Annotated in this window: 21 protein-coding genes and 4 pseudogenes; 16 read left to right on the top strand and 9 right to left on the bottom strand. The window is 68.3% G+C overall.

All coding sequences use genetic code 11. The features are described 5' to 3' along the window. The first annotated feature begins 94 nt into the window (after positions 1–94). Together ACZ7M3_RS34695 and ACZ7M3_RS34690 are read left to right on the top strand one after the other, a co-directional pair. Entirely contained in the window at positions 95–547 is a 453-nt protein-coding gene (locus ACZ7M3_RS34695; protein ID WP_472068568.1) for an SRPBCC family protein, read from the top strand. Next, positions 540–2129 (top strand): phytoene desaturase family protein, encoded by a 1590-nt coding sequence (locus ACZ7M3_RS34690; protein ID WP_472068566.1) that lies wholly within the window; start codon positions 540–542, stop codon positions 2127–2129. Before ACZ7M3_RS34695 ends, ACZ7M3_RS34690 begins: the two co-directional genes overlap by 8 nt. A 90-nt stretch (positions 2130–2219) precedes the next feature. Here ACZ7M3_RS34690 and ACZ7M3_RS34685 read toward each other — a convergent pair. Then, positions 2220–2598: pseudogene (locus ACZ7M3_RS34685) on the bottom strand (PRC-barrel domain containing protein). A gap of 217 nt (positions 2599–2815) precedes the next feature. Here ACZ7M3_RS34685 and ACZ7M3_RS34680 point away from each other — a divergent pair. The 3 genes and pseudogenes from ACZ7M3_RS34680 to ACZ7M3_RS34670 form a co-directional block, all read left to right on the top strand. After that, a pseudogene (locus tag ACZ7M3_RS34680) lies at positions 2816–2995 on the top strand (integrase core domain-containing protein); the annotation flags it as partial. Positions 2996–4298: 1303 nt separating this feature from the next. Next, on the top strand, positions 4299–4436 hold the full coding sequence (locus tag ACZ7M3_RS34675) for a hypothetical protein (RefSeq protein WP_355492472.1): 138 nt from the start codon (positions 4299–4301) through the stop codon (positions 4434–4436). Positions 4437–4452: 16 nt separating this feature from the next. Beyond that, the gene (locus ACZ7M3_RS34670) at positions 4453–4689 is read left to right on the top strand and encodes a restriction endonuclease (RefSeq protein ID WP_472068564.1); all 237 of its coding nucleotides are present in this window, start codon (positions 4453–4455) and stop codon (positions 4687–4689) included. Positions 4690–4789: 100 nt separating this feature from the next. Here the strand turns inward: ACZ7M3_RS34670 and ACZ7M3_RS34665 are convergent, their stop codons facing one another. Then, positions 4790–5575: a DUF5995 family protein gene (locus ACZ7M3_RS34665; RefSeq protein WP_472068562.1), complete on the bottom strand. Its 786-nt coding sequence runs from the start codon at positions 5573–5575 to the stop codon at positions 4790–4792. A 1133-nt stretch (positions 5576–6708) separates the two neighbouring features. Between ACZ7M3_RS34665 and ACZ7M3_RS34660 the strand changes: the two genes are divergently transcribed. Continuing rightward, positions 6709–8472, top strand: coding sequence for an endonuclease/exonuclease/phosphatase family protein (locus tag ACZ7M3_RS34660; RefSeq protein WP_472068560.1), 1764 nt, complete (start codon positions 6709–6711; stop codon positions 8470–8472). 29 nt (positions 8473–8501) lie between these two features. Beyond that, complete coding sequence (locus ACZ7M3_RS34655; protein ID WP_472068558.1) at positions 8502–10472, top strand: phosphocholine-specific phospholipase C; 1971 nt, start codon at positions 8502–8504, stop codon at positions 10470–10472. 49 nt (positions 10473–10521) lie between these two features. On the opposite strand, the pseudogene ACZ7M3_RS34650 reads toward ACZ7M3_RS34655, so the two are convergent. After that, positions 10522–10631 (bottom strand): annotated as a pseudogene (locus ACZ7M3_RS34650) (restriction endonuclease); the annotation flags it as partial. A gap of 60 nt (positions 10632–10691) precedes the next feature. After that, the gene (locus ACZ7M3_RS34645; RefSeq protein ID WP_472068556.1) at positions 10692–11153 is read right to left on the bottom strand and encodes a transposase; all 462 of its coding nucleotides are present in this window, start codon (positions 11151–11153) and stop codon (positions 10692–10694) included. A 245-nt stretch (positions 11154–11398) separates the two neighbouring features. On the opposite strand from ACZ7M3_RS34645, the gene ACZ7M3_RS34640 reads away from it, so the two are divergent. After that, positions 11399–12492 (top strand): IS630 family transposase gene (locus ACZ7M3_RS34640; RefSeq protein WP_472068554.1). Its coding sequence is split into 2 segments (ribosomal slippage): positions 11399–11894 and positions 11894–12492, totalling 1095 coding nucleotides; the frame shifts between segments, so codons are not numbered across the junction. 48 nt (positions 12493–12540) lie between these two features. Here the strand turns inward: ACZ7M3_RS34640 and ACZ7M3_RS34635 are convergent. Beyond that, positions 12541–13071: an SMI1/KNR4 family protein gene (locus ACZ7M3_RS34635; protein WP_472068552.1), complete on the bottom strand. Its 531-nt coding sequence runs from the start codon at positions 13069–13071 to the stop codon at positions 12541–12543. 504 nt (positions 13072–13575) lie between these two features. Between ACZ7M3_RS34635 and ACZ7M3_RS34630 the strand changes: the two genes are divergently transcribed. Next, the gene (locus tag ACZ7M3_RS34630; RefSeq protein WP_472068550.1) at positions 13576–14556 is read left to right on the top strand and encodes an Hsp70 family protein; all 981 of its coding nucleotides are present in this window, start codon (positions 13576–13578) and stop codon (positions 14554–14556) included. On the opposite strand, the gene ACZ7M3_RS34625 is transcribed toward ACZ7M3_RS34630, so the two are convergent. After that, entirely contained in the window at positions 14492–15052 is a 561-nt protein-coding gene (locus ACZ7M3_RS34625; protein WP_472068548.1) for a hypothetical protein, read from the bottom strand. The genes ACZ7M3_RS34630 and ACZ7M3_RS34625 overlap by 65 nt on opposite strands. Before the next feature lie 54 nt (positions 15053–15106). Here ACZ7M3_RS34625 and ACZ7M3_RS34620 point away from each other — a divergent pair, with 54 nt between their 5' ends. The 4 genes from ACZ7M3_RS34620 to ACZ7M3_RS34605 all read left to right on the top strand — a co-directional run bounded on the left by ACZ7M3_RS34620 (position 15107) and on the right by ACZ7M3_RS34605 (position 18103). After that, the gene (locus tag ACZ7M3_RS34620) at positions 15107–15919 is read left to right on the top strand and encodes a hypothetical protein (RefSeq protein ID WP_472068546.1); all 813 of its coding nucleotides are present in this window, start codon (positions 15107–15109) and stop codon (positions 15917–15919) included. A 497-nt stretch (positions 15920–16416) separates the two neighbouring features. Next, the gene (locus ACZ7M3_RS34615; RefSeq protein WP_472068544.1) at positions 16417–16887 is read left to right on the top strand and encodes a helix-turn-helix domain-containing protein; all 471 of its coding nucleotides are present in this window, start codon (positions 16417–16419) and stop codon (positions 16885–16887) included. 110 nt (positions 16888–16997) lie between these two features. Further along, on the top strand, positions 16998–17435 hold the full coding sequence (locus ACZ7M3_RS34610; RefSeq protein WP_472068542.1) for a DUF1707 SHOCT-like domain-containing protein: 438 nt from the start codon (positions 16998–17000) through the stop codon (positions 17433–17435). A 98-nt stretch (positions 17436–17533) separates the two neighbouring features. After that, positions 17534–18103: a GNAT family N-acetyltransferase gene (locus ACZ7M3_RS34605; RefSeq protein WP_472068540.1), complete on the top strand. Its 570-nt coding sequence runs from the start codon at positions 17534–17536 to the stop codon at positions 18101–18103. 119 nt (positions 18104–18222) lie between these two features. Here ACZ7M3_RS34605 and ACZ7M3_RS34600 read toward each other — a convergent pair whose 3' ends face one another. Then, positions 18223–18873, bottom strand: coding sequence for a carbonic anhydrase (locus tag ACZ7M3_RS34600; RefSeq protein WP_472068538.1), 651 nt, complete (start codon positions 18871–18873; stop codon positions 18223–18225). A 99-nt stretch (positions 18874–18972) separates the two neighbouring features. Then, the gene (locus tag ACZ7M3_RS34595; RefSeq protein WP_472068536.1) at positions 18973–19620 is read right to left on the bottom strand and encodes an L-threonylcarbamoyladenylate synthase; all 648 of its coding nucleotides are present in this window, start codon (positions 19618–19620) and stop codon (positions 18973–18975) included. Positions 19621–19790: 170 nt separating this feature from the next. Between ACZ7M3_RS34595 and ACZ7M3_RS34590 the strand changes: the two are divergent. Continuing rightward, a pseudogene (locus tag ACZ7M3_RS34590) lies at positions 19791–19973 on the top strand (IS630 family transposase); the annotation flags it as partial. A gap of 46 nt (positions 19974–20019) precedes the next feature. Here the strand turns inward: ACZ7M3_RS34590 and cpt are convergent. Continuing rightward, positions 20020–20550, bottom strand: a complete 531-nt coding sequence (cpt, locus tag ACZ7M3_RS34585) for a chloramphenicol phosphotransferase CPT (RefSeq protein ID WP_472068704.1) — start codon at positions 20548–20550, stop codon at positions 20020–20022. Positions 20551–21424: 874 nt separating this feature from the next. Between cpt and ACZ7M3_RS34580 the strand changes: the two genes are divergently transcribed. Beyond that, entirely contained in the window at positions 21425–22168 is a 744-nt protein-coding gene (locus tag ACZ7M3_RS34580; RefSeq protein WP_472068702.1) for a DUF4142 domain-containing protein, read from the top strand. A gap of 166 nt (positions 22169–22334) precedes the next feature. Next, positions 22335–22484 (top strand): hypothetical protein, encoded by a 150-nt coding sequence (locus tag ACZ7M3_RS34575; RefSeq protein ID WP_472068534.1) that lies wholly within the window; start codon positions 22335–22337, stop codon positions 22482–22484. Positions 22485–22916: the final 432 nt, after the last annotated feature.

Below are 22916 nucleotides of genomic sequence, written 5' to 3'. Positions count from 1 at the left end.
TCGCAGCCTTGTGCGCCCGGCCGGGCGCACCGCAGGCAGGTATCCGCTCCGGTAGGCGCTCCACGTGGTTTGTTACGGCAGGAGGGTTCCTTGTATGGCTGTCCGTCATCAGCTGGTTCGTCGTCCCCCGCACGCGGTATGGGCAGTGCTTGCCGATCCGGCCCGGTACGGGGAGTGGGTGGTGGGACCCTCCCGGTCCACGCCCCTCGACCAGGCGTGGCCCGAAGTGGGTTCCCGGATCCGCTACACCCTGCGGCTGGGTCCCTGGTCCTCGGACGGACTCACGACCGTCCGCCACAGCGAAACGGGCAGGGAGCTGGAACTGGAGGCTTCGTTCAAGCCACTGGGCACCGCGAGGATCTTCCTCCAGCTCCGGCCGTGGGGCGAGGAAACCCTCGTCGTCTGCGACGAGCACCCCCTGCGAGGTCCGGGCGGCGCTCTCCACAACCCCGCGACCGAAGCGCTGCTGCAACTGCGGCACCGGGGCATGCTGGCCCGCCTGGCCAGGGTCGTGGAACAGCAGCACGAGGGGACCCGCCATGCCTGACGCGGTGGTGATCGGCGCCGGACCCAACGGGCTGGTGGCCGCGAATCTGCTGGTGGATGCCGGCTGGAGCGTGGAAGTCCTGGAAGCACAGGAAGAGCCGGGAGGTGCGGTCCGCAGCGACCGCGGCGTCCACCCCGACTACATCTCGGATCTCTTCAGCGCCTTCTATCCTCTGGCCGCCGTCTCACCGGTCCTCGCCCGTCTCGACCTCGCCGCGGAAGGACTGCGGTGGAGCCACGCCCCGCGTGTGCTGGCCCACCCGTTGAGGGACGGGCGGTGCGCCGTTCTGGAGCGCCGCGTGCAGGACACCGCGGCCGGACTCGCAGAGTTCGCAACGGCCGACGCAGGCGCCTGGCAGGACATGTACGACGTGTGGAAGCGTGTCGGGCCGGACCTGGTACAGGCCATGTTCACGCCCTTTCCCCCGCTCCGCGCCGGACTCCGCCTGGCCGCGAAGCTCCGCGCTGCAGGAGGCCTTCGGCTCGCCCGCAACCTGTCCCTGCCGGTGCGCCGCCTGGGTGAGGAGGAGTTCGCAGGGGAAGGGGGGCGCCTCCTGCTGGCCGGCAATGCCCTCCACGCCGACCTGGCCCCCGAGGCCGTCGGCAGCGGCGGCTTTGGCTGGCTGATGTCGATGCTCGGACAGAGCCATGGATTCCCGGTGCCCGTCGGCGGCGCCGGCGCCCTGACGGCGGCGCTCGTGAGCCGCCTCCGGCGCCACGGGGGCAGCCTGCGATGCGGCGCGCGTGTCGCATCCGTCGTCGTACGTGGCGGAGCCGCCGTCGGTGTCGAGACGGCCGGTGGGGAAGCCGTCGCGGCGCGGCGGGCCGTGTTGGCCGACGTATCGGCGCCTGCCCTCTACCGGGACCTCGTGGGCGAAGAGCATCTGCCGGCCCGCCTCCTGCGGGACCTGGAGCGTTTCCAGTGGGACTTCGCGACTTTCAAAGTCGACTGGGCGCTGACGGGCCCGGTGCCGTGGGAGGCGCCGCAGGCCACCGGGGCGGGGACGGTCCATGTGGCCGATGGTGTCGACGGCTTGACCCGGTTCGCCTCCCAGATCGCCATGGGACAAGTTCCCGGCGAACCGTTCGCTCTCGTCGGCCAGATGACCACGGCCGATCCCAGCCGCTCCCCCGCCGGCACGGAATCGGCCTGGGCCTACACTCACCTTCCGCAGCGCATCACCTCCGACGCAGGCGCCGACCGCATCACCGGCCGATGGGACGTCCGCGAACAGGAGGCCATGGCCAATCGCATCGAAGCGCAGGTGGAACGGCTTGCGCCCGGCTTCCGCACACTGATCGGCGCTCGCCGGATCCTTGCCCCCACCACCCTCCAGGCCATGAACGAGAACCTCCACAACGGCGCCATCAACAACGGCACCACCGCCCTGCACCAGCAGGCGGTTTTCCGTCCCGTACCTGGCACCGGCCGACCCGAGACTCCCGTCAAGAGCCTCTACCTCGCTTCTGCGGCTGCCCACCCCGGCGGAGGCGTGCACGGGGCGCCCGGCGCAAACGCCGCCCGAGCCGCCCTGCGCCCTCACCGACTGCACACTCTCCTCCACCGCGCCCAACGCATCTGAGGGCCCAACTGCCCCCCAATGTCGCCCACGCCCGGGGTCCGCATGCTCATGTATGTGCTGCTGCCCTGCGCTTGCCACGGAGCACGTGCCTCAGACGATGGGCGGGTCGGCCGCCGGGAGGTCGCGGCAGTAGTAGGTGCCCAGTTCCTCGCGGTAGTCGGCGTCGCCGAGGTGCTTGTCCCGGTGGAACTCAGGGGCGTTCTTGATCTGTTCCTTGGTCCGGTCGACGAAGATCTTCTTTGTTCTCCGAATCGATCTGGATCACGGTGCTCGCCGGGAGGAGAGCCTCCTCGCCGAAGATCCAGACCCCGGCGTCCACGACCGTGTAGGCGTCACCGACCTCGTCGGAGTGCTTGTCGACCTTGCCGATGTCGCCGTCGATAGCCTCGGCCTTGTGGCCGGTCGGATCGCCGCCGACCAGCGAGCCCGAGGCCGACTTGTAACTCCACACATTCTCAGGCGCGCGAATAGGCCGGCAATCGCCCGGTAGGAATCGCCTGCACAAAGCTCGCGTGAGATCTCCTCCCGCTCGCCCATGGTCAAGGCGCCGGCGCGCGCCTTATGGGGTACGGGAGCGATTCCTCCGTGGTGCTTGAGGACGGTGAACACCGAGCCGGGCGGCTTGCCGATCTGTCTCGAGATGACGCTGATCGGCTCCCCGGACCTCCACCACCGCCACAGGTCGTTTGAAACGGGAGTTGCTCCACGGAAAGCGCTGGATCTCCAAGGCGCAGACCCGCCTTGAGCTGTTCCGATGGCTGGCCTATTACAACCGGCGGCGCCGGCACTCTGCCCTCGGCTACCTCACACCAGCCGAGTTCGACCAACAGCTGATCACACCACATACGCTGTCACTCGTCGCATGAAACCCCGGTCCACTCCCGCGGATCATCCTCAAGGGCAGCGTGGCCCGCTTCTGAACACAGGCGTCCCGCCACATCACGCCAGGCTGCGGACTGCGGAATAGCGCAAGGCGGGGACACCGCCTCTTCACCAGTAGGCCGGTGCTGTCCGGCATGCAGGCGTGCCGTCCGTTTCTCGGGCGGGGTGTCGGCCGTCCGGTCGCCCGGCCGGTCCCGGCCCACCCTCTCGAGATTCTCTCGTGCAGCAAACTCCAGCACCTCCCGCGTCACCCGAACGGCCCAACCGGCTCATCGCGACAGCGGGCTCTCGCGGCCGTGTACCTGCATCAGCTGGAAAACCCGAAGCCACTGACCCAGGTGGCGCAATCGCCACCCCTTGCAGACAGTAAGAAATATGAACCGTCACCGACGCTCACCCCGTCGAGCCCCTTGGATCGCGGGCGGCGCCGCCGTGCTGGTCGCCGGTGGCATCGGCGTCGGCATTTGGGCGACAGGGACGCCCGACCACGAAGCCGCTCGGCCCACGCCTTCGGAAATAACACGGCCCACGTCTACACGCACCCCGAGGCCCAAGCCGACAGCGACGGCTCGTCCCCGGCAATCGGCACCCTCGAGCAACCGGCCTCAGCCGACGCCTCACCAGACGGCGACGGCACCCTCGTCCGGGCCGAAACCGAAGCCACCGGCAACCCGGTCCCCCCTGCTCCCCGTGCCCAAACCGTCGGCGACAGCAGTGCCGAAGCCCACGCCGAAACCGCCTGTACCGTCCCTGCCCAGGCCCACGCACACGCCCACGCACACTCCCACGCAGCCTCCAGCACCCAAACCACCGACACCGACAGCAACACCAACAGCAACAGCAACAGCAACAGCAACACCCATAGCGACACTGACCGCGCCGCTCCCGCCCAGGGCCACACCGATACGGCCCGCTGCGCCCGAGTCGCCGACGACAACACCGAAGCCCACACCAACGCCACCTACGCCCAAGTCCACGCCGCCCCCGACATCCGTACCGCCCACGCCTCCCCCACCGTCCGTGCCATCCGTGTCACCCCCGCCATCCGTGCCATCCGTGTCACCCCCACCGTCCGTGCCATCCGTGTCACCCCCACCGTCCGTGCCATCCGTGTCACCCCCACCGTCCGTGCCGTCCGTGTCACCCCCGCCATCCGTGCCGTCCGTGTCACCCCCACCGTCCGTGCCGTCCGTGTCACCCCCGCCATCCGCGCCGTCCGTGTCACCCCCGTCGCCGTCGCCAACACGGTGGTACACGAGCGCGGCAGCGACGGCCGCTGCTCAGCGCATGGCTGCCGCCGGAGTGGTCGGAGATCCTGCCTGTTCGCTGGCGGCCGTCGGCAAGCCGGACCCGGCGCTGCTTCCAAAAGGCCTCACATCGGTCGGCACCGGGCAGGCCGGCAAGTACTGGTGCCTGATCTGGTAGCGCCCTGGGTCCGGTCGTGTCAGGTGTCCTCGCGGCCCGAGCGCAGCGCTCACGGAAACGGGGAGACCTTGCCCGTGCCGAAAATCTCATCCGGGGCATCCTGGTCACCATCAGTTGGTTCGGAGCGAGCAGCCACGCGTTCGCCACCCGCTCCGGCCGCATCGATCTCGTCGATGGTCGGGCCGTGAAAGCTCTGCTGCGCGAGCACCTGGGCATCGAGGCGCTTCCGGTCTGTATTCCGCCCCGCACGTGACCGCCGACGTCGAGCGACAGCCAAGGCTCGTTCTGACACTAGGTGACCACGTGTTCGACACCGGCTCCAGCGGCATGTCGGACGGTCGATCCGCCGGGCCTCACCTCGTCCCCTGCCGCACGGAGGGTCGCTCCATGGCGTTGTCCAGATGAGTGATGACGGCTGGCACGTCATCACTCTCGGTGCTCCGGATCAGCTGCAGGGCCGGCCGGACGAGAACGCCCGGTCGCGCTATCAACCGTGCGAGCACGGCGGCCCGGATGTCGAGCCGCTCGATGGTGGCCTCGCGCTCCTCCTCGTTCTGGCCGGCAAGCAGGACGGCGTTGTACCACGCCTCCTCGCGGGACTGACGGACACTGAAGTCGAGGATCCGCTCGTCGGTGCGGGCTCCAACCTGATCCAGCAGCGACAGGAGTGGCGACAGGGCGCCGACCGAGTCCTGCACCGCCAGCACCACCCGCCCAAGGATGTCGTTGATCAGCAGAAAGTCGTGCCGTAACGCGTGGATGGCCTTGCCCGGGCTGGTCCGCGCGGCGGCGATGGCAAGGTCGAGGTTGATGTGCGCGTTCACACCGAGTATCAGGTGCTGGACGATGACGGTGTCGGCGTCGTCCAGCAGCCCGAACGTCTCGCGCCAACAACGCGGCCCGCTCTGGTCACGACGCCAGGCGTCGTACGCCTCGAAGTAGCGGTTGCCGAAGAACGTGTCGAAACGGTCCATTCGGGCGCCGTCTTCGAACAGCCCACCGTGAATGGCCGTGCGGACCTCAACGGTCACCTGACGGTACAGCGCCGCGAAGTACCCGACCCGGTCACCGGCGCGGCCGGCCTCCCGCACGATCCCGGCGAGCCTGTCCACGACATCGTCGATGTTCTCTGCCGCCATACCCAACTCCCTCTCGCGGTCGCCTCGTTCGGCCCGCACTCTGGCTGCTGTCCGCAGTGCCGATGACAGCCCCGTCCTACCACCGCACACCGGGGAAGGTCCCTGCCTTACAGGAACCGGGACGGGAACCCTGCTCATCTCCGCCACGGCCACGGCCAGACGGCGCTGGCAACGCCCGACTGATGGCCTGGTTCCTGACCGGCGTCCGTGTGTGCAGCACGTGCATGTGGTCTCGGTCTTCGAGGCTCAGGACGAGGCGTCGGGACTGACCAGGAAGTTGGCTGCGGCAGCCGCAACACCCGCGACGGCAAGGCCCCGTCGTACTGTTCCTCCAGCTCGAAGGCGCCATGCTGCACGTCCTGAAGTGCCACGGCCGCCCCGAACAGTGGGTCCCGCCACGCCAGTTCAGACCTGGACGTGGTGCGCACACCTGGAGCAGACCGAACGGCACAAGCGCTGCCGCAGACAGCCATACGCCCGCGAGCTGGAGCACACGCACGGTGTTCATCGGTTCCAGCTGGAGTGCAGCGACTGGCACACGGTCAGTATCTGGACGAAGGACGTTTCCGTCCAAGATGGTGCTTTCTAGGGCCTGTTCAAGAGAGCGATCGCTTTGTGAGGCGACGGCATGGGCCGGAGCAGCTCCCGCAGGGGACGCTGGCCGGACGCCCATACTGCGTCATGGCGGTCGACCACATGCAACTGCTGCTGCTTGGCGAAGGGCACGGCCGACGCGGTAGCCCCTGGGGAACATCAGCCGTACCTGACCGTCCCCTTGTGCTCGCTCAGCGACCCCTCTGTGCACAGTTCGGTGCGCGCCGGTGGCGGACGTGAGTTCTTGCGCCCACCCGGGACGGGGACTGGACACAAGGAGATGGTGATGGCTTCCGCGAGTTCCGATGGAGGCTGAAAGCGTTAGGAAATTGCAGGTCAGACGTCGCCTCTCGAGAAGATTCGATAGTCCGCCCCGCACTGGGAAGCTTCAGATTTCCGTCTGTTACCCGGGGAGCGGCAACCCCTCGTTCACGGGGGCGTCACCCGGAGACGGCTTGCTGGGGGGCGAAGTTATCTAGACAACTTTGCTCACCCGGGTGTCGCCACGGCCGCACCCGGGGCGGAGAGGATCCAACACCGTGTCATCCCTCTCACAGACCGCAGCGTCCGGGAGCAGCATCACAACCGGCTCCACGACAGCCTCGCAGTTCGGGGACAAACTGTCCTTCACCTGGGCGACGGACGCGCCCGACCCCAAGAACTGGATCGGCGTCTACCCCGGCGACCGGCTGCCCGGCAGCGGCAGCAACTCCCTGGTGTGGGCGTACACGCCCGGCGCGTCCGGCCGGACGACCCTCGACACCTCGGGCCTGAGCGACGGCCCCTACACCGCGTATCTGCTGGCCAAGGACGGCTACGGCATCCTCGCCCGGACAGAGTCGTTCAACTTCGCGGGCGCGCCCGCGGGCGACTCGATCAAGATGACCACACTCACCCCGCACGAGGGGGACAAGGTCGCCTTCCACTGGACGACGGACACACCCGACGCGAAGAACTGGATCGGTGTGTACGACGGCGACCGGGTGCCCGGGCAAGGCTCCTCCCTCGCCTGGGAGTACACCCCCGGCGCCGCCGGCGACATCACCCTCGACACCTCCGGTCTGAGCGGCGGGCCGTACACCGCCTACCTGTTGGCCAAGGACGGCTACGGCATCCTCGCCCACTCGGCCGCGTTCAGCTTCGCTGTCCGCCCCGTGATCCCCCGCCCGCATGCGGTGGTGGACGCCCTGACCACGGCCCCACAGACCGTCGGCACGAGCATTTCGGTGAAGCTGGGCGGTCTGTGGGTCAGACCGGAGGGCAATGCCCCCGGCGGCGCGACCTTCAGACGGGTCGCGGGTGACCCGTGGCTTTCGGTGGCCGAGGACGGCACGGTCAACGGCAGAGCCCCGGCCTCCGCCCCGCGCACGCCCGGCCGGATCGTGGTCGCCGTCACCGACAGCGCCGTCGGCACCGACACCGTCGCTGTCCAGGTGCCCGTGCGCGCCCCCCGGGACCGGCTGCGCCTGAAGGTCGCCACGCTGAACCTCTGGGACGCCGGTAGCCACGTCGACGGGTTCCTGGAGAAGCAACTGCGGCTGGTCCTGGCCCAGGACCTGGACGTCGTCACGCTCCAGGAGTGCGGTGAAAACGGAGCCGGTAGTCTCGCCGGTGCGCTCGGCTGGCACGTGCACCAGGCGGGCGGCCTGGGCCTCGTGAGCCGCTATCCGCTCACCGACGTCGTCGCCCCGACCGCGGCACTGCCGGCCGCCGCTGCGACACTGCATCTGCCCGGCGACCGCACGGTGCGTCTGTGGACGGCCCGGTTGGACGAAGCCGACTACGGGCCGTACGCGCTGCTCGCGGGCCGGACCCCCGCGCAGGCCGAGGCAGCGGAGAAGGCGACCACCCGCTACCAGCAGGCGCAGGCACTGGTGGCCGCGTTGCGACCGGAACTCGCCGCGCGCACCCCCCTCGTGCTGGCGGCGGGACTCGCCTCGCCGTCCCACCACGACTGGACGAGCCGGACGGCGTCCGCGCACGGAGGAGTGGGCCGGGTGCGCTGGCCCGTCACCGAGACGCTGGAGCGGGCCGGACTCGTCGACGCCTTCCGCGACGCCCACCCCGGCCCGCTGAAGACGCCCGGCATCACCTGGTCCCCCGTCAGGACGCAGCGCGAGGGCGGAGGCGCGGAACCGCAGGACCGGATCGACCAGATCCAGTTCGCCGGGCGGCTCAAGGTACTGGAGGCGCACAACCTCTTCACCGGCTGGCCCCGACCGGTGCCGGACACCGCCGCCAACGGCTGGCCCTCCGACCACGCCGCCGCCGTCGTCACCTTCTCCCTGCCCGCCCGCGGCTGACCGCGAACGATCCGAAGGACCTTCCTCCCATGACCGAGATCAGCCGCCGCTCCTTCATCGGCACCGCCGCGGCCGGAGCCGCCCTCGCGGCCGGACTCCCCGGCACGGCCGAGGCCTCCGACCATGATGCCCGCCACGGCAGCATCGCCGACGTCAAGCACGTCGTCATCCTGATGCAGGAGAACCGCAGTTTCGATCACTACTTCGGCACCCTGAGTGGCGTACGGGGCTTCGCCGACCGCCAGGCGGCCGTCCTACCGGGCGGGGACCCGGTGTTCCGCCAGCCCGCCAGAGGCCGCAAGGAGGGCTACCTCCTGCCGTTCCGCATGGACACCACGAAGTACAACGCACAGAACGCCGGCGGCCTTCCGCACGACTGGGACACCGGCCACACGGCCGTCAACGGCGGCGCCATGGACAAGTGGGTCGCCGCCAAGGGCGAGCGGACCATGGGCTATTTCGCCCGGCAGGACATCCCCTACCAGTACGCGCTGGCCGACTCCTTCACCCTCTGCGACGGCTACTTCTGCTCGCTGAACGGCCCCACGGACCCCAACCGCCTCTACCTGTGGACCGGCACCGCCGGACCCGGAGTCGACGGCACCACCGGCCCATGGACCGACAACACACCGGTCACGGGAAACCCGGTGGCCGACTGGACGACGTACGCCGAGCGCCTGGAGGAGGCCGGCATCAGCTGGCGCGTCTACCACAACCCCGACGGCTCGGACGACCGTTACGGCGACTACGACGACAACGCCCTGTCGTACTTCAAGCAGTTCCACGCGTTCCCCAAGGACGATCCGCGCTATGTCAACGCCATGACGAAGTTCGACCTCACGGCCTTCGACCGGCACTGCAAGGACGGCACGCTGCCCACCGTCTCCTGGCTGGTGGCGCCCTACCTGTTCTGCGAGCACCCGAACGCCAGCCCCGACTACGGCGCCCACTGGGTCGACACCGCGCTGCAGTCGCTCTTCAGCAACCCAGAGGTGTGGAAGCACACCGTCTTCCTGCTCATGTACGACGAGAACGACGGGTACTTCGACCATGTCATCCCGCCGTTCCCCGAGCCGGGCACCAAGGACGAGTTCGCGAACGGCAAGCCCATCGGCCTGGGCAGCCGGGTGCCGTTGTGGGTCGTGTCGCCGTGGTCGCGCGGCGGCTGGGTCAACTCCCAGGTCTTCGACCACACGTCGGTGCTGCGCTTCCTGGAACGGGTCACCGGTGTGCGGGAACCCAACATCTCCGACTGGCGACGCACCGTATGCGGCGACCTGACCAGCTGCTTCGACTTCGCCAAGCCCGACTACAGCATCCCGACGCTGCCCGACACGGTCGCCCTGATGGCCAAGGCCGACGCCGGCAGCTCCCTGCCGCCGGTCAAGGTGCCCGACCAGCAGTCCATGCCGGCGCAGGAGCAGGGCCGACGCCCGCACCGCGCACTGCCGTATCGTCCGTGGGCCGACGTCACGGTCGACCGGACCACCGGCAAGGTCACCTGCACGCTCACCAACGACGGTAGCGTCGGCTACCACTTCAGCGTGCTACCGAACGTCTCGCTGCCTTTCACCGGCACACCCTTCACGGTCCCGCCGCGCTCGTCCCGCACCTATGTGTGGGACGCCGCCGACACCGACGGCCGCTACGACTTCTCCGTGTACGGCGCCGACGGTTTCGTCCGCCGCTTCTCCGGCACCGTCGTCCGCGAGGGCCAGGACGATGTGGCGGTGCCGTCGGTCACGGCGGCCCTGCGGCGCTCCGGGCAGCCGGAGCACGCCTCGCTGGAGCTGGAGCTCCGCAACGCCGGTGGCACCGAGGGGGCGTTCACGATCACGCCGAACGACTTCGCCGGCGAGGAGCGGACCGTGTGGGTCGGGGCCGGCGACCGCACCCGCCTGACGTGGCGCACCGACGAGGGGCGGTACGACGTGACGGTCACCGCGGCTACCGGCACCCGGTTCGCCCAGCGGTACGCCGGAACCGTCCACACCGTGTGAGACACCGTCGGGTGGGACCGGGCGCCGACGACGGCGGACCGTCCGGGCCCACCTGGCGTTCCGGCGTGCCCACCACGGAGCCGTCGGGCCGTTGCGACGGTGCTTGCACTGGATCACCCAGCGTCGCCGACAGGGGTCGGTGGCCTTCACATCCGCGCCCGGCAGCCGTCAGAGCGCGTCAGGTCCCGCGGCGCAAGCCCCTGGGCGCGTCCTGCTTCATCAAATGCGCCGGTCACCGCCACGCGTTGACGGTCGCGACCAGAACGGTCGCCACCCACGGTGCCGCCGCGCGGCCGCATGTCGCACGGACAGTGACGCAACCCAAGGGACTGGCCGAGCAAGGCGCGTTCGCGGCCCTTGGCCATGTATTGCCAGTGCGCCGCGCGGGCGTACCGCTGAACTTGCCGGTTGGGCTATCTGTTTTGCCGTCCCGGCCGGAAGCTGCCTCCGAAGGCGTCTCCTACTCGGGCTCCGGCTCCGACCTGGGTGGTGGCAGAGGTGGAAACAGTCGGCGACCTGGAGGCCCTGGGGCCCGGCGGTGGCCACCGCATCGGCGTAGGCGCCGGAACGGTCGCGGCAGACCACCTCGATTCCGGGATGGGGTGCGAGCCATGGGGCGAGGGTGGCGGCGTCACGCTCGGGCAGCAGATCGAGGACCTGGTGGGTTTCGTCATCGATCACAACTGTTGAGCCCCGGGACCTGCTCCACGAACGTCCGCCGCCCGCATGCCGCGGCCGCGGCCGCGCAGAGGAACCGCCGGCCCCGCAATGCGAGTTCCGCTCTCCGCCCCGGAGGTAGAAGGCCCAACGAGCCCACCACCGTCACGGCATGTCACGTGAACCATCAGTTGTAGTACTAGAGATCTTTAAGGGTGCGGGTTACGTGGGGTCGTGACGACTGTCGTGAGCCACGGTATGCCGGAGGGATGAGGTATCCCGATGGCGGAGGGCTGACAGCTGAGGAGCGGGATCGGCGTGAGCGGGTGCGGCTGGCGGCCGCCGATCTGATCGAGGCGGGAGTCAGTGACCGGGAGGTTGCCCGGCGCTTCAGGGTGACCCGGATGTCGGCGAGCCGTTGGCGCCGGGCGTTGGCTGCGGGCGGTCGGCAGGCCCTGGTCTCCAAGGGGCCCGGCGGTGCCCCTTGCAAACTCGATACGAGTCAATTGCGACTGCTGGAAGCGGTGTTGGAAGCCGGTCCTGCTGCTGCGGGCTGGAGCGACCAGTGCTGGACTCTGGCGAGGATCGCCGGGGTCGTGCGCCGCCGCTTCGGCGTCGAGTACACCCTGGCCGGGATGGACCTGCTGCTGCACCGCATCGGCTGGAGCGTGCAGGTTCCCTCCCGCAAGGCGGCCGAGCGCGACGAGGAGAAGATCGCCGCCTGGAAGGACGAGCAGTGGCCCGTCATAAAGAGACCGCGGCGGACCTGGGCGCCTGGCTCTGCTTCGAGGATGAAGCTGGCCAGGGGCTGAGGCCGCCCAAAGGCCGCACCTGGGGCCGGCGAGGCCACACACCCGTCGTGCGGGTCACCGCCGCGGGCACCAAACGCGTCTCCGTGGCGGCGCTGATCTGCATCAAGTCCGGCCACCGGCCCCGGCTGGTCTACCGCATCCACCTCGACCGTGGCCCGGCGAAGGGACGGCGCAAGAGCTTCACCGAGACCGACTACGCTCGCCTGCTGGATGCCGCGCATCAGCAGCTCGGCGGACCGATCGTCCTGGTCTGGGACAACTTGAACACGCACGTCAGCCGCAGAATGCGGCAGCTGATCGGCGTCCGATTATGGCTGACCGTCTACCAGCTGCCACCGTACGCACCCGAGTTCAATCCGGTTGAGGGCGTCTGGTCACACCTGAAGAGATCACTGGCCAACCTCACCAAACACAGCCTCGACCAGCTCACCGTGCTCGTGAAGACCCGGCTCAAACGGATGCAGTACCGGCCCGGCCTCATCGAGGGCCTCATCGCCAAGACCGGCCTCGACCTCGAGCCGCCCGTAGTCCCAGCCATTGAAGATCCCTAGACGCCAGTGGACCGAAGGCAGTCATCGCCCCATCCTGCGTGAGTCGCCTCAGTCGCCGAACATGCCGGCGAACGGGTCGGGTTCCCCGGTCCACGGGTCGAGACCTTGACTCCGCAGGAGTGCTTCCTCGTCGCGGTGGAGGAAACGGGGCGACGCGTTGCCCCAGAGGCCGACAGACCCGAGCGGGCACTCGTCGAACTCTGCACGGAACACCCGGCACAGGAATTCGACGAGACCGCACGAATACTCCAGCCAGACTCCGTCGTCCCGGTTCCACACGACGACCGGCCAGGTGTCCGGATCGCTGTCGGTCACTCGCCAGCACAGGATGTCGGCACTGGAGTCGACGCCCCAGGCGATCAACTCGCTCTGCCCGCTTCCCTCGGGGGCCTTGTACTGCCAGCAATCCAGCGCGTTGAGGGTCTCCGCCTCCATCCCCTGGAAGGTGGGGTTGACGCCCTCCGCCACCCGGGACTCCGGGAGGAGGAAACCGAGGTAGTCGTCAACGGCCCCCGCTCCGTAGAGCGTAATGAATTCCTGGTAGTCGCGCGGGAAGCCTGTCCTCCAACTGTGCTCCACCGCAGTCCAATCGACGGCATCCCCTGCTCCCGGATGGGAGGGCATGAGCTGCCTGAGAATGTCCATCCAACTCATGGCGTCTCTGCCTCTCATCGAAATCAACGGACCGCACCGGCCGGCATGATCTTTCCATCCCGGCTGCGCGTGACCGTACCCAGGTTCTTCCAGCCCGGAGGGGGCTGTAGACCGAGGTGGGAACTGCCTGCTTGTAGGACAGGCCGGGCGAACCGTCTGGGTTGGGGCACGTCGCGGTGATCTCGAAGGAGACAGGAACCGCACAAGGACCGGAGGAGCGCGGCGTGACCGTGTAATGCACCGCTGACCGTCGTCGACAGTGGACCTCGGGACTCGCAGGCCCGTACCGGACCGGGGTCGGATGTCGACGAACCGCCGGCGACAGAGCGTTGGCTTCAGATGGTCGGCGAGCTCCGGGTGACGGATGCAGTACCTACCCGGCCTCATCGCCGAGACGGCCTCGACCTCCAACCGCCGTAACCTCAGCGATTGAAGATCTATAGACATGAGCGAGAAACCTATACATTGAGCCATCAATCCCCTCATAATTCGATAACGCTTCAAGCTGGGCTATTGCGTCGCTCGCGCCGGGGGAATCAGGGAGTGCATGAACCAGTCCTGGTCGTGGATTTCGGTACAACATCGACGGCGGCGGCCCTCTTGGTGGACGGGCAGCTGGAATTGCTCCAGGAGCCCGCAACCGGAAGGCTCGGCTGGCCCTCTTCTGTGCTGGTGGACGGCGAGGAGATCCTGGTCGGCTCGTTGGCGACTCGTCGCAAAGGAGTCCGGTCGGCCAACTACCGCTCCGAGATCAAACGGCTACTGAGCCACAATCAGGCAAGCGTGATCGACGGGCGACAGTACTCCCCTGGCGAGTTGGTGACGGCCATCCTGGCCACACTGCGCAGGGAGGCCGAGGCCGTACACGGTGGGCCGGTCACACACGCTGTGCTGACGGTACCGGCGGCGTACCGCATGGGCGACCGACGAAACGAACAAATGATCAGCGCGGGGGAAGCGGCTGGTTTCACCGCCGTGGAACTGCTGCCCGAACCCGTCGCAGCCGCGCTCTCCACGCCGTCCGGACAGCCTTTCCAGCCCGGCGATCTGGTGTTGGCGTACGACTTCGGCGGCGGCACGTTCGACGCCGCACTGGTCCATGTCGGCACCAGGGACCACGAGGTGGTGGCCAGTTCGGCGCTCGAGGACTGCGGCGGCTACGACATCGACGAGCGTGTGGCCGCCCACCTGTGCGCGCTCCACGAGGACATCGAGAAGCTGTACACCGCCACCAACCGGGGCCGGCTCGAGGTGATGGACGCGGCGAACGCCCCGACCGGCATGTTCCCGCCTCCGAGCAGGTCCCCGTCGCGCATGGGAACACCACCGACGTTGCGCGGCGGCATCACGACCGGTTTCGCGGCACTCGCCAGGATCGCGTTGTGCAGGTCCGCAAGGGCAGGTCGTTGATGTACAGCCAGTCCGACCTGGCCTTGAACGCCCAGGAACGGATGATGTCGACCGCCCAGCCGACGCGCACCCTCCCGGCGGCCCGCACCGGGCCGTCGAGTTCGCGTACTTCCAGCAGGTCGCGCCAGCTCAACGGGACCAGGGCCGGGTCGACGCCGCGGAAGGTCGTCACATACATCGGCAGGCCACGGTGCAGCCCGCCGGGATCCACGTACCGGGCCAGGAGGTCGTCGAGGAACCCTGGCCGGAGCATGGGGCCGAGCGCCCGAGCCGGAAGATTGAGCAGCTGCTCCAGCGTCCTTTCATCCAGCGCAACGCCTGACGTGAACGGCGGCGGCCTGGTCTCCTCGGCGACATGCCGCCACACCTGGTACAGCAGCTCTGCGCCTTGGCCCAGCGTGGGGGCGGCGGCGAGCACGGCGCCGTTGAGCGCCCTGATACTCGCCCCTGCGACCGCGACGACCTGCACTCCTGATTCGGCCAGGAACCGGGCCATCTGTGGCCCGCGAACGACTCCCCCTTCGAAGCAGCCCGACAGATCATCAGCACAATGCTGACGAAGCCGGGAGTCCGCGAAGTGCTGTTCGAGATCCAGCCGGTGTGCGGCCGACTCGCGGAAAGCGCCGCCACCCTGGACGAGGCGGAGCTCTGCGATTTCAAGACACTCGCTGACCTGCCCGCCGGCCAACTGGAGACGGCACTCCGCGGCGCGAACATGTTCTGCCGCCCCGACCGCGGTCTGCCACTCGCCCCCAATCGCCGCAAGCAGTTGTACGACCGCTACACCGGATACGGACTACTGATCGCCACTCGGCTGCTACGCGACGGAGTTGACTCCGTGACCGAGCTGCGGGAACTCCTCGACCGGCACAGCGGCTTGGAAGAGCTCCGTACCCGGCTCACCAACCACTTCACCCACCGCGCCGACCTGCTGAAAATCCGGATCACCGCGGAGCTGCTCCACCAAGCCGACCACCGGCTGCGTCGCCACCTGAGCGACCCGGACAAACATCGGCTGGACGCCTCTGCCGCCCTGATCGGTGCTTTCGTCGGCGAAGAGCTCGGACTTCGGGAACTGGACCTGTTGCAGCGCGCCGTCACGGGCGCGACAAAACCCGGCGAGCGGGACCTCGACGACGTCCTGAACGCCATCAGGGAACACGGCCGGGCCGCGCACCAACGTCTCGGCCTGCCGAACAGTGCCTCACTGACGGAACTTCGGGACCGCGCGGTGGAACTCTCCGACCGGTGGCGTCTGCGTACCGAACTCGGTGACCGGCACACCGCCCGTGTACTGCACGACCGATACCAAAACCTGATCCAGCACATCGACGCAGCCCGACAGCATCTCGAGCACCCGTGACGCGACCGGCACCGTCCATGACGTCGCTGTCGCTTCTGGGGTGCCCACCACCCCACGCCGGCTTCCCTTCCACCGGCCCTCTACGCCCGGCCTCCGGCCCCTCGGGGCCCGCAACCTCCGGCACACGCGGACACCTCGCCGATGAATGCCGTCCAAGGCGTATTCGACATCGCTCAGGTCCAGGTCAAAAGCGAGGCCACCGATGTCGTCGGCGTGGGTGAGAAGTCCGGCCTCGGAGGCTGAACAGGTGCGCCGGAGTCCTTCAGCGGCTGGACGAAGACCTTCACCGGCATCGAATCCTGCCGCCTCGCACACACCGAGGCGCAAGCCCAGCAAGCCGCGGTCGTGCTGCCGGGGCCCGCCCAAGCATCGCACCAGCCCCGCGTCCGGGTGGGAAACCCCTCCCCCGCCGGGCATCAACAGTGGCAACTGGCCGCGGTCGCCTATTGGTTGTAGAATTTTCCAATTAGTGAAGACTCGTGCAATGAGGGGGATCGATGAGCACACAAGGCCCCGGCGCATCACCCCGGCGGTGGCACGGTGTACACAAAGCGCTCGCCGATCCCCTGCGCATCCGGCTCCTGGAAGCGTTGTGGGACATGCCACAGTCCGCACGCGAACTCGCCGACCACGTCGACCTTCCACCTGACCGGCTCTACTACCACCTCAATCACCTCGAACGGGCCGGGCTGATCGAGATCGCCGAATACCGGCCGCTGGCCCGCGGCAAGGTCGAGCGGGTCTACACCCCCGCGGTGACAGAACCCCCCAGCGATGCTGCGAACCCAGAAGAGATGGCTGAGTTCCTCGGCTCGATGCTGGACGCCACCCGGGCCGACATCAACGCTGCCTACCGGTCCAAGCAGGCTGGAGGCCGCCGGGAGGTCAACCTGCATCGTGGTGCGCTGAGGCTGACCGACGAGGCGCTCGCTGAGTTGCGCGGTCACATCGAGCGACTCGCCACCTAATTCGGGGACCGGGACGCTCCAGGGGTCTGGACGCGGGTGGTAATCGCGGTCGTCGACCTGCAAGACCGCCCATCCCCGGACGCCACTCCCCCCGCGCCTGAGAGGTCGCCATGAATGACGGCGAGGAGCACATCACCAGCCCCGCGTTACGAGCCTCGGACGCCGAACGCGACCAGGTCGAGGCGCAACTGCAACACCACTACGCAGTAGGCCGACTGACACTTCCCGAACTTGAAGAACGGGTGGTCGCGGCCTACGAAGCGCGCACTCGCGAGCAACTCCATGCCCTCTTGAGGGATCTGCCGAGCGAAATGGAAGTACCTGCGTCACCCATTCGTGTGATCGACTCCCGCCTGCTGATCGTCCTGCTGTGCGTCTCGCCTCCCGCGGCGCTCGTCTACTGGCTCATCTCCCAACGCTCGGTTCGTCGAAGGGACCCAAGGCCGCAGGCCCTGGAGGGTGCTCGTGAAGGTGGAGACCGTAGCCAGAGGCCTTTAACGCGGGTTACGTCGGGTCGTGACGGAATGGTGTCCCGCCGGGTGGTGTAGGCCGTGAGGAACTGCGCAGCGGGTCCGGCCTGGGCGAGCACCGTAGGGTTCGGCATAACCGATCGACACCCTGAACCAGATCGGGTTGGCTGGGCGGCATGCCAGAGCTGCGAACCGATCGTCTTCTGCTCCGCCGGTGGCGAGAGTCCGACCTCGAACAGTGGGCGGCCATGAACGCCGATCCTGAAGTCCGAGAACACCTGGGGGAACTGCTGACGCGGGAGCAAAGCGATGCCGCGATGGCACTCATGCAAGCCGAGTTCGACGAGCGAGGTTTTGGGTGGTGGGCGCTCGAAGCACGAGAGACTGGTGAGTTCATCGGACGTGCCGGCTTGGATGCGGTGGGCGAGGACATGCCGTTCGCGGGGGTGGATATCGGTTGGCGGTTGATGCGTTCGGCGTGGGGGCACGGTTACGCCACCGAGGCCGCCCTGGGCTGCCTGGCTTTCGGCTTCGAGGCCCTCGGGCTGCCGGAAGTGGTGGCGTCGACGACCGTCCACAACCTTCGTTCCCAGGCAGTGATGCGCCGGATCGGCATGACCCGGGATCCGGCCGACGACTTCGAGGATCCGAGTGTGCCCGAGGGGCCGCTTCGCCAGTGTGTGCTGTACCGGATCCCCCGCAGAGATGCTCACGGCCTACATCCTGCGGCGCGGCACGACCCGTGACGGCTGTCATGGGCCGCGCCATGCCGGGAGAATGAAACAGCAACAGGTGAGCGTCGCTCACCACCGGCGCCCGGTCGCGCGCAGCCGGCCTCCGGTCGTCGTCTGCCCAGTGAAACTGCTCAGGCGCTGGAGCCGGAGGTGGCCGCTTCCGCCTCCAGCCCGCGGGTAGTCACCAGGCGGGCGCTGCCGTCGGCCAGCCGGTAGGACAGGCCCACTACGGCGGTCCGTCCGCTGTTGACCTGGTCGGCCAGGATTCGGGAGCGATCCAGGAGAAGGTCGACGGTGTGCCGTATGTGCTCGGCGATGATGTCGTCGTCCGCGGTGAGACCGGCGGCGCGTGCGGCGAGGACGCTCGGCGTCACGCGCTCAATGAGATCGCGTACGTAGCCACTGGCACCGACGCCGTCGGTCAGGGCGGCGCGGGTCGCAGCGACTGCTCCGCACGAGTCGTGGCCCAGGATCACTACCAGCGGGCAGTCCAGCACGGTCACTCCGTACTCGATGCTGCCGAGTACCTCCGGACCGGCCACGTGGCCCGCAGTGCGGACCACGAACAAGTCACCCAGCCCCCGGTCGAAGATGATCTCGGCGGCCAGGCGTGAGTCGGAGCAGCCGAAGAGCACCGCGAAGGGGCGCTGGCCGGGTGCGGTCTCGGCGCGGCGGGCGGCATCCTGGTTCGGGTGCTGCGATCTGCCTGCGACGAACCGCTGGTTGCCGGCCAGCAGCAGCTCGAAGGCTTCGGACGGGGTCAGGGCCGGGGCGTCACTCATGTCGGCAGGCTACGACGAGGGCCGGCTCAACACACCATGGCGTCCGCCACACCAGGCGCGGGCGCTTCATCAGGCCGGCTGCGACGCCGTCGGGCGAGGTCACGCGCCGTCCTGTAGGTCGGGCGCCACCGTGCGCAGCCGTTCGGCGCTGATCGCGCCCGCGCGCTTCAGGACAGGGACCGGGCCGGTGAGATCCACGATCGTGGAGGCCACGGCGGCCGCAGTGGGCCCGCCGTCCAGGTAGACGGCGACCGAGTCGCCGAGCATGCCCTGGGCGGCATCGCAGTCCTGCGGGGACGGCTTGCCGGTCAGATTGGCGCTCGAGACGGCCATTGGCCCGGTCTCGGCCAGCAGATCGAGCGCCACCGGATGGGAGGGCATCCGAACCGCGACCGTCCCGTGGGTCTCCCCGAGATCCCAGTCCAGTGAGGGCTGGTGACGGGCGACCAGGGTCAGACCGCCGGGCCAGAATGCCTCCACCAGAGCCCAGCCCTGTTCGGGGAAGTCGACAATCAAGTCGTGCAGCGCGTCGGCGGAGGCGACCAGCACCGGTGAGGGCATGGCGCGGCCCCGGCCCTTGGCCCGCAGCAGACGATCCACCGCCTCGCGGTTGAATGCGTCGGCACCGATGCCGTACACGGTGTCCGTGGGCAACACCACCAACTCACCCCGGCGCACCGCCAAGGTTGCCTCACGCAGCACGTCGGCTCGCCCGGATCCCGTGGCGCAGTCATAGCGACGAGCCATCGCTGTCCTTCCTCCCGTCGGGCGTTCCGCCCGCACCTGTTCAGTCACTCCGGCAGGCTATCGGCACGACCGTGGCATACCTGCTCGCGCCGCGGCAGAGGCTCGGCCCTTGCGGCTTGTTGGGTCGTACGAGTGAATGCGTGCATGCTCGGCTGACGGAACCGCGGACAACCATCGCCAACTCCAACCACACCGTGCGGACCCGGGCCCTGCACACCTACCTGCGCTGGCGCAACGCCGACGCCAACGCCCGCCACCCTGACATCCTCGCCGCACAACGCAAGGAACGCGCCCGCACTGGCAGTGAGAAAGACCTCCGCTGGGGCGGACGCCCCCTCACCACCTCCGCCTGACTCGTTCCGGCGCTGCGGTCACAATGGCAGGCAGCCGGGCCGTCGATCACTTGGCACGCGCTGCGATGGTCCGTGCGCACTCCATCGCCTCCGCATGCGTGGTGTCCACCTCCAGGTCATAGACCACGCCCTGGTGGACCACTTCCGCCTGGGACGCGGCCATCCCGACGGTCCGATCGCCTCGTGCGACCTCCCGGCCTGCCGCCGCCACGGCGTCACACCTGACGCCGACCCACAGCACCCGCCGTTCACCCAAGGCTTTCTGCCATCGCTGCTGTGAGTACGCTCCGCCGAGGAAGACCTCATCGACGATCACCCGGGCGCCCGCCCGGGCCATCGCGGCAACCCCTTCGATCCATGCCGCTTCCAGCGTTCGGAACTCAGGACCGACGACCACCTCTCCGTCCGGAGCGAACTCGATACCGCCATCCGACGCCTGCATGGAAGCTGGCATCGCCTCAACCAGCGTGTCTGTGCCGAGGGCCAGCCACGGATCCGGCAGGACTGCCTGCAGACACCGAACGATGCCGGATTTCCCCGAGCTGGAACCACCGTTGACAACGATCACCTGAGTCATCACCGCGCCACAGTAGAGGCGCCAGGGCAGCGCTCGAAACGGATTTCCGCGAACCCTGCGCCGCCTGCAACAACCCCGCGAACCCTCCCGGTCAGGGCACCAGGCGGTAAGCGAGAACCTGCTCCCGGACGACAAAATACCTAGTCAGAGGCCCTTTATGGTTTGGTCAGGCCAGGGGTGGCGGCCTTGATCGTTGCTTCGGTTCTGGCGCTCTGGCCCCTGGGACGATGCGGGGAATCGGTGACCAACGTGGCCAACGCGTGACCAACCAGCCAGACGCCTCATGTGATCGTGTCCAGCACCATGCCCTGAGCCGTCCGGGGCGCCGGCTTGCGGCCCCCTTCAACTCGGCGCTTGCCATGCTGGGCCATTGGTGTAGCACGGCGTGTGGTGCCTCACATTGGCCGAGACCTCCGCACGGTTCTCCCCCGTGTCCAGCCGGACGAATACCTCCCGGAGTCCGCATACTGCCTGACGAGCGCGTCGCGGCTCTCCGTCGCACAGAATGATGGACGTCACCGCCGTGTTCAAGGACTCGGTGCGCCCGATCGCCGACGCCGGGCTGGTCAGCTTGGTGGAACCGGGAAGCGCGCTGACGCCGGATCTGCCGATCCCCAGTTCCTGGTCGCGCCGCAGGTCACCCGCACTGGCCGGCCGTCCTCGCCCTGAACCCGCCCGGCACCCGGACCATCCGAAGACACCGTATGCCGTCGTCGCGCACACTCGCGCGCTTCCTGTGTGCCGTTCATGAACCTTTTTCCGGGTCGGGTGAACCTGAACGGCGCCGTGTGCGTAATGCTCTTCGTCCGCCCCAGTCGGGCGATGACGGACCGGCGGATTTTCTTGACGGGCAGGAGGAACGGTGCAGCGTTCGATGAACATGGTGGGCGGTATCTTCGTAGGGGGCGCGCTGGCCCTGACACTTGGCGCGCTGGTCTACCCGTCGATGCTCGGCGTTGACACCGTGACGACCTCGAACGACCGGATCATCGCCAACACCCAGTGGGGGCCGTTCACCGAGGGTGACCGGGCCTTCGTGGTGGCGGTGCGCGCTGCCGGTCTGTGGGAGCACCCGGTGGGGCAGATCGGGCTCCAGAAGGGGCAGAGCAAGGGGGTCCTCACCGCCAGTCAGCACCTGATCGACGGGCACGCGGCGCTGGACGAGACCTGCCGCAAGATCGCGCCGATGCTGAACGTGACACTGCCCAACGTGGCCAGCCCGCAGCAAGAAGGTTTCGTCACCACCCTCAAGGCCGACACCGGCAAGCAGTTCGACATCGACTTCGCCAACATTCTTCGCCAGACGCACGGTTCGATCTTCAACACCGTGGCAAAGATCCGCTCGACGACGAAGAACACGCTCGTGCGTGCCCTGGCCGACCAGGCCAACGACACCGTCCTGGATCACATCACGGTGATGGAGAAGACCGGCCTGGTCGACTTCGACACCACGCTGTTCAAGCAGACCACCCCACCGAAGCTGCCCAAGTCCGACATGACCCCGCCGGTCCCGCCCGCCGGCCAGCCCCCCATCGTCCTCCCTCCGCCGCCGAACCCCACGTCCACCCCGGTGGACCTGGGCCCTGCCTTGAACGGCCAGCCCGCCAACGGCAGTTAGACGCAATTCCCCGAATCCCCCGACACGGGTGGGGTTCGGCGGACTCGACAGCGGTGCGGGCTCACCAGCATGTAGTCGGCGCGAGGAGGGCGCCCCCGGCCAGCGGTTGTTCAAAAAGAGGGCTGGCCGGGCCGAACCAGGCCGCAGGCGCGGGCAGTCCGTCGGCATGGACCGACTGGCCGGCTACGACGACGTCGAGTGCGAGGTCGTCAAGGAAGTCGAACACCAGATGGGCATCGTGGTGTCCGCCGGGGTCGACCCCTCCCAGCGAACAGTTGCGCAACCGTGGCGCGAGTGGAGTGCCAGGCCCGCGTAGCCACGGCCGCAACCACGGTGGTCGCCCCAGCCATTGCCAGCGTGGTCGCCGCTTCTTCGGGCATGAGCCCCTCCCCTACTGCAATGTCATCGTGAGGGCCTTGAAGTCCTCATGGCACGGTGCGGCAGAGCAGGTCCCACCAACTGGCGACGGCATACCAGGGCACAAGCCCACGACTCAGCAATGCCGGGTCACCTACTCACCCCCCTGGCGAGCCATCATTCCCTCGAAGTCCACACATCAAAGCCGTTATGAGTGAATTTTCTTCGGTGATCATATTCTGTCACAAATGATCCTGCCCTGCGCCAGGCGTTGTGGCCACGATCTGGGCGTGCGCGGAGCATCTGCGCACGAGCCAAGGCCAAGCTTCCGGGGGCAAACTGATGGCGCGGAACGACAGGTCCCATGAGCCACCGCTGCGCTGGCCGGCGA

This window comes from Streptomyces sp. NPDC111656, from assembly GCF_055656965.1.
This window is presented reverse-complemented; position numbering and strand designations above follow the sequence as displayed.

Excerpts from the sequence above, each read along its gene's own strand:
- ACZ7M3_RS34610 (WP_472068542.1), top strand. The coding sequence starts at position 16,998 with ATGAATGACGGCGAGGAGCACATCACCAGCCCCGCGTTACGAGCCTCG.
- ACZ7M3_RS34580 (WP_472068702.1), top strand. The coding sequence starts at position 21,425 with ATGAACATGGTGGGCGGTATCTTCGTAGGGGGCGCGCTGGCCCTGACA.
- ACZ7M3_RS34690 (WP_472068566.1), top strand. The coding sequence starts at position 540 with ATGCCTGACGCGGTGGTGATCGGCGCCGGACCCAACGGGCTGGTGGCC.
- ACZ7M3_RS34605 (WP_472068540.1), top strand. The coding sequence starts at position 17,534 with ATGCCAGAGCTGCGAACCGATCGTCTTCTGCTCCGCCGGTGGCGAGAG.
- ACZ7M3_RS34665 (WP_472068562.1), bottom strand. The coding sequence starts at position 5,575 with ATGGCGGCAGAGAACATCGACGATGTCGTGGACAGGCTCGCCGGGATC.
- ACZ7M3_RS34675 (WP_355492472.1), top strand. The coding sequence starts at position 4,299 with ATGGCTGCCGCCGGAGTGGTCGGAGATCCTGCCTGTTCGCTGGCGGCC.
- ACZ7M3_RS34695 (WP_472068568.1), top strand. The coding sequence starts at position 95 with ATGGCTGTCCGTCATCAGCTGGTTCGTCGTCCCCCGCACGCGGTATGG.
- ACZ7M3_RS34575 (WP_472068534.1), top strand. The coding sequence starts at position 22,335 with ATGGACCGACTGGCCGGCTACGACGACGTCGAGTGCGAGGTCGTCAAG.
- ACZ7M3_RS34615 (WP_472068544.1), top strand. The coding sequence starts at position 16,417 with ATGAGCACACAAGGCCCCGGCGCATCACCCCGGCGGTGGCACGGTGTA.
- cpt (WP_472068704.1), bottom strand. The coding sequence starts at position 20,550 with ATGACTCAGGTGATCGTTGTCAACGGTGGTTCCAGCTCGGGGAAATCC.
- ACZ7M3_RS34655 (WP_472068558.1), top strand. The coding sequence starts at position 8,502 with ATGACCGAGATCAGCCGCCGCTCCTTCATCGGCACCGCCGCGGCCGGA.
- ACZ7M3_RS34620 (WP_472068546.1), top strand. The coding sequence starts at position 15,107 with ATGCTGACGAAGCCGGGAGTCCGCGAAGTGCTGTTCGAGATCCAGCCG.
- ACZ7M3_RS34625 (WP_472068548.1), bottom strand. The coding sequence starts at position 15,052 with ATGGCCCGGTTCCTGGCCGAATCAGGAGTGCAGGTCGTCGCGGTCGCA.
- ACZ7M3_RS34600 (WP_472068538.1), bottom strand. The coding sequence starts at position 18,873 with ATGAGTGACGCCCCGGCCCTGACCCCGTCCGAAGCCTTCGAGCTGCTG.
- ACZ7M3_RS34595 (WP_472068536.1), bottom strand. The coding sequence starts at position 19,620 with ATGGCTCGTCGCTATGACTGCGCCACGGGATCCGGGCGAGCCGACGTG.